General features: G+C 63.0%; 4 protein-coding genes and 2 tRNA genes. 4 read left to right on the forward strand and 2 right to left on the reverse strand.

What is annotated here, in order from left to right; translation table 11 throughout:
- Nucleotides 1-26 precede the first annotated feature (26 nt).
- Entirely contained in the window at nucleotides 27-1,094 is a 1,068-nt protein-coding gene (locus HMPREF1546_RS11065; RefSeq protein ID WP_021751940.1) for a bifunctional histidine phosphatase family protein/GNAT family N-acetyltransferase, read from the reverse strand.
- Nucleotides 1,095-1,250: 156 nt separating this feature from the next.
- Between HMPREF1546_RS11065 and HMPREF1546_RS11070 the strand changes: the two genes are divergently transcribed.
- Together HMPREF1546_RS11070 and HMPREF1546_RS11075 are read left to right on the forward strand one after the other, a co-directional pair.
- A complete protein-coding gene (locus tag HMPREF1546_RS11070; protein ID WP_021751346.1) occupies nucleotides 1,251-1,430 on the forward strand; it encodes a hypothetical protein in 180 nt (59 codons plus the stop codon).
- A 144-nt stretch (nucleotides 1,431-1,574) separates the two neighbouring features.
- Nucleotides 1,575-1,666 (forward strand) — tRNA-Ser (locus HMPREF1546_RS11075).
- 399 nt (nucleotides 1,667-2,065) lie between these two features.
- Here the strand turns inward: HMPREF1546_RS11075 and HMPREF1546_RS11080 are convergent.
- Nucleotides 2,066-2,139 (reverse strand) — tRNA-Gly (locus HMPREF1546_RS11080).
- Between the two features lie 114 nt (nucleotides 2,140-2,253).
- Between HMPREF1546_RS11080 and HMPREF1546_RS11085 the strand changes: the two genes are divergently transcribed.
- Together HMPREF1546_RS11085 and HMPREF1546_RS11090 are read left to right on the forward strand one after the other, a co-directional pair.
- On the forward strand, nucleotides 2,254-3,375 hold the full coding sequence (locus HMPREF1546_RS11085; protein WP_021751348.1) for a D-alanyl-D-alanine carboxypeptidase family protein: 1,122 nt from the start codon (nucleotides 2,254-2,256) through the stop codon (nucleotides 3,373-3,375).
- Between the two features lie 130 nt (nucleotides 3,376-3,505).
- A partial coding sequence (locus tag HMPREF1546_RS11090; RefSeq protein ID WP_147629927.1) for a glucose-6-phosphate isomerase occupies nucleotides 3,506-4,814 on the forward strand: 1,309 nt, incomplete at its 3' end.

Below are 4,814 nucleotides of genomic sequence, written 5' to 3' on the forward strand. Positions count from 1 at the left end.
CCCCCTGCCTGTTCAGAATGGAGGACTTATGTGCCCAGAAACTCCGGGTCATATCCGATGAACTTTTCCCACGCCGGCCCGTCCGCCGCCGGAGAAAAGCCGAACTCCCGGTAAAAGCCCGCCGCAGCCTCCGTCTCCGGCGTGGGCAGCCGCAGGCGGTCCCGGCCCATGGGGCGATAGTGCATCACTGCCTGGCCGATCAGCTGCACGCCGTAACCCCGGCGCCGCCAGGGCTCTGCCACTGCCAGCAGGGGGATCCAGCCGCAGCCCCGCTCCGATTCCCGGCCGTCGTCAAAGGCCACCGCGCCCACAGGCGTTCCATCCAGATACCCCGCCAGTACAGGCGCCCCGGCGGGCGGTGCCCCGGAGGTCCCCGCCCACGCCGCCGGAAACTCCGCCTGCTCCCGCGCCAGGGGGCGGAAATAGAGGCCGGGCTCCAGTCCGTTGGCCCGCTGCTTCACGGTGCATCCTTGGGTGAAGGCCGGGTCTGTCAGATGGCTCGCATCGTCCCGCCAGACCACCTGGATCCGCGCCCCCTCCGCCCGCAGCAGAGAGACAGCGGTGTTGCTGCCGGTGGGCGTCTTCCCCAGCTCCTCCAGCGGGATGCCCTGTAGGGCCGCCAGCAGCAGGCGGATGGCGCAGCCATGAGAGAACACCGCCGCCGTTTTTCCGTCATTGGCCGCCGCAATGTCCCGCACGGCCGCCAGCAGCCGGGTCTGGACTGCCTGGGGCGTCTCCGCGCCCTCTACGTGCCACAGGTGGAGCCGGTGGTTGAAGTTTTCCAGCTGCGCCGGGTCCTGCCGGGCGATCTCTCCCCAGGTCTTCTCCTCCCACACGCCCACGCAGATCTCCCGCAGGTCCCGCCGCCGGTGCAGGGGCAGGCCCTTGGGCTTGTATATGGCGCTGGCGGTGGCGCAGGTGCGGTAGAGGTCGCTGGCGTAGACCGCGTCGATGGGAATATCCGCGAATCGGCGCGCCAGCGCCTGGATCTGCCGCTCGCCCCGGTCTGTGATGCTGCTGTTGGCCTGTCCCTGGGCGATGCGGTACAGGTTGCCCTCCGCCTCTGCGTGGCGAATCAGATAGATGGTGGTCATGGTTTCCTCCGTCCGGGCCCGGGCCCGCCGTTTTGATGTTTGGATATCGCTATCGTCATTATAGCGGATCTGCCGCTTTCTGGCAAATCGCTCCGGCGCGTTTTTTTTCCGGGAAAGCGGCTATACTACGCTCAGGCCGCAAAGGAGTGACTGAAGATGAGAATGTGTACCGGATTTTGGGTCGGTATCGGCGCCGGACTGATGGCCGGCGCGGCAGTGGGAATGATGATGCCCTACGGCAGGGATCCCATGAAAACGCAGGTGGGAAAGAGTATCCACAAGCTGGGTGTCGCCGTGGACCATGCCGTGGACAGCATCGTTTCCGAAATGCGCTGACGCGCAGGGCGGGGAGCCTCGGCTCTCCGCCTTTTTTGATAAAATCGTTTTTGGGGCTTGACTTTGGGAAAAGCTCTGGTATAATAATAACGCTGTCGCATTTGGCGACGCCTCGTATACAGAAATTAGAACCAGAACAGCTATGGAGAAGTCGCCTAGTTGGTCGAGGGCGCATGATTGGAAATCATGTAGGCCCCTAAAGGGTCTCGAGGGTTCGAATCCCTCCTTCTCCGCCACAGAAAGCCTTGAAACCGTCAGGTTTCAAGGCTTTTCTTTTTTGCGTCCTGCAAGCGTTTTCACCGCAGGAAAACCCCTTGGCGGAAAGGCGGCGGAACGAAAGAGAGACATCTGCTTTTAGCAGATGTCTCTCTTTCATGGCAAGGGGTAACAATCCAAATCCTCTCAGGTCGGTCGAACTCTCTTGCATTCAAATTTGCAATTTTTCTTGAGAAGCATCTAACCGGCCTTCTGGCCGGCAGCGCCTTTGCGCCGTACAAGCGTTTTACCACAGGCAAAACCTTGGCGCAGGGCGAATTCACTTCGCCCGAGCATTTCAATCACTGAAGGGTGGAGCGACCAACGGGAGCGAAACCCAAAAGAAAATGCGACTTGTCGAAACAAGTCGCATTTTCTTTTGGAGCGGCTGATGGGAGTCGAACCCACCTATGCAGCTTGGGAAGCTGCCGTTCTACCGATGAACTACAGCCGCATCTGAGTTGTTATTATACCAGACCGCTTCATATTTTGCAACCCCCAAATCTTCTCCGGCATGAACGCCTTTTCGCGGACATAGATTCTACCATCGAAGCAAAGGGGGATCACCATGAAAAAACTCGTCGTGCTGCTGTGCGCCCTGCTGGCGCTGGGGAGCAGTGCCCAGGCGCTGGAAGTATCCGCGCCCTCGGCTCTGCTGATGGAAAAGGAGACGGGCACCGTCCTCTTCGCCAAGGACGAACATGCCAAGCTGGAGCCCGCCAGCGTCACCAAGGTCATGACGCTGCTGCTGACCATGGAGGCCATCGACGCCGGACAGCTCCACTATGACGACGTGGTCACCGCGTCGGCCCACGCCTGCTCCATGGGCGGCAGCCAGATCTGGCTGAAGGAGAATGAGCAGATGACGGTCAGCGATATGCTGAAGGCGGTGTGCGTTGTCTCTGCCAACGACTGCGCCGTGGCGCTGGCGGAGACGGTGGCCGGCAGCGAGGAGGCCTTTGTGGAGCGAATGAACCAGCGGGCCGCGGAGTTGGGCATGGCCGATACCCACTTCTGCAATGCCACCGGCCTGCCGGCGGAGGGGCATGTCACCTCCGCATACGACATCGCCCTTATGAGCCGGGAACTGATCCGAAACCACCCGGACATCCGCCAGTACACCACCATCTGGATGGATTCCCTGCGGGACGGAGCCTCCTCCCTGGTGAACACCAACCGCCTGATCCGCTTCTACCAGGGAGCCACCGGCCTGAAGACCGGCTCAACAGACAGTGCGCTGTACTGCCTCTCTGGTACGGCCGAGCGGGACGGCATGGAGCTGATCGCCGTCATCATGAAGGCACCAACCTCCACCCAGCGGTTTGAGGATGCCACCAATCTGCTGAACTACGGCTTTTCCACCTACACGCTGGAGAATGTGGTGCCGGAGTCCGCCCTGCCGCCGGTGCCCGTGTCCCTGGGGACCCAGGCCACAGTGCAGCCGGTGCTGGGGGAGAACACGCACCTCCTGCTGGAAAAGACCAAGGCGGGCAGCCTGCAGCAGCTGGTCACCCTGGCGGACTCTGTGGAGGCGCCGGTGGCGGCGGGCAGTCAACTGGGGACCCTCACCATCACCTCCGGGGAAGAAGTCGTGGCGGAGCTGCCCATCCTGGCAGGAGAGGAGATCCCACGGGTCACCTTCAGCCAGATGCTGGTCCAGATGCTGCGGACGGCCTTCCTCTGCGGCTGACGGCGGTGGGGGGCGCTGCGCCCCCTGAAATCCCGGCGGATTGCGACCGCTTTCCCTTGTGTCCCGTTTCGGGGCATGGTATAATAAGGCAACAAACCCGCGCAGCTTTACGAAAGAGAGGCCGGTCATGATGCTGGATGTCAAATCGTTCCAATTACAGTCTTTTCTGCCCCTGCCCTATGAGGAGGTCCTGGCGCCGCGGCTGAAGCGGGCCCATGAGAAGCTCCAGAGCGGCAGCGGTGCCGGCGGAGAGTTCACCGGCTGGGTCCATCTGCCCCGGGACTATGACCGGGAGGAGTTCGCCCGCATCCAGGCGGCCGCGTCCCGGATCCGGGCCAACTCCCAGGCCCTGGTGGTCATCGGGATCGGCGGCTCGTACTTAGGCGCCCGGGGTGTCATCGACTGCCTGTGCTCTCCCAATTACAACCTGAAGCGCAAGGATACCCCCAACATCTACTTTGTGGGCAATGGCCTTTCCTCCGACGCTATGGGGGAGGTGCTGGACCTGGTGGCGGATGTGGATTTCTCCGTCAACGTGATTTCCAAGTCGGGCACCACTACTGAGCCCGCCGTGGCCTTCCGCTTCTTCCGGGAGGCCTTGGAGAAGAAGTACGGCCGGGAGGGCGCCCGGGAGCGGATCTACGCCACCACGGACAAGGCCCGTGGCGCCCTGAAATCCTTGGCGGATGCTGAGGGGTGGGAGACCTTCGTGGTCCCTGACGACGTGGGCGGCCGATACAGCGTGTTGACCGCCGTGGGTCTGCTACCCATCGCCGTGGCCGGGGTGGATATCACCGCCCTGATGCAGGGAGCGGCGGAGATGATGGAGACCTGCACCGAGGCTTCCTTCCGGTGCCCTGCCTGGCGGTACGCCGCCATCCGGTACGAGCTGTACCGGGCGGGCCGGTCCATTGAGCTCTTGGCCTGCTATGACCCGGCGTTCCGGTTCATGGCGGAGTGGTGGAAGCAGCTCTTCGGCGAGAGCGAGGGCAAGGAGGGCAAGGGCCTCTTCCCCGCCAGCGTGGAGTTCACCGCGGACCTCCACTCCATGGGCCAGTACATCCAGGAGGGCAAGCGCCTGATGTTTGAGACCGTGGTGCGCCTGGGTCCCTCCGACCGACAGCTGACAGTCCCGGCGGACGAGGCGGACGGCGACGGGCTGAACTTCCTGGCGGGCAAGTCCCTGGACTTCATCCGGGACCGGGCCATGGAGGGCACCCTGCTGGCCCACACGGAGGGCGGCGTGCCCAACCTGATCGTGGAGACCTCCGGCAGGACGCCGGCAGACCTGGGGCAGCTGATCTACTTTTTCGAGTACGCCTGCGGCCTCTCCGGCTATCTGCTGGACGTGAACCCCTTCGATCAGCCGGGGGTGGAGGCCTACAAGAAGAATATGTTCGCCCTGCTTGGCAAGCCGGGCTATGAGGACCGGCGGGGGC

This window comes from Oscillibacter sp. KLE 1745 (genome assembly GCF_000469445.2).
In the GTDB taxonomy this organism is placed as follows: Bacteria; Bacillota; Clostridia; order Oscillospirales; family Oscillospiraceae; genus Oscillibacter; species Oscillibacter welbionis.

Bases quoted from the DNA above. Each gene is read 5' to 3' on its own strand.
- HMPREF1546_RS11065 (WP_021751940.1), bottom strand. From the start codon at position 1,094: ATGACCACCATCTATCTGATTCGCCACGCAGAGGCGGAGGGCAACCTG.
- HMPREF1546_RS11085 (WP_021751348.1), top strand. From the start codon at position 2,254: ATGAAAAAACTCGTCGTGCTGCTGTGCGCCCTGCTGGCGCTGGGGAGC.
- HMPREF1546_RS11070 (WP_021751346.1), top strand. From the start codon at position 1,251: ATGAGAATGTGTACCGGATTTTGGGTCGGTATCGGCGCCGGACTGATG.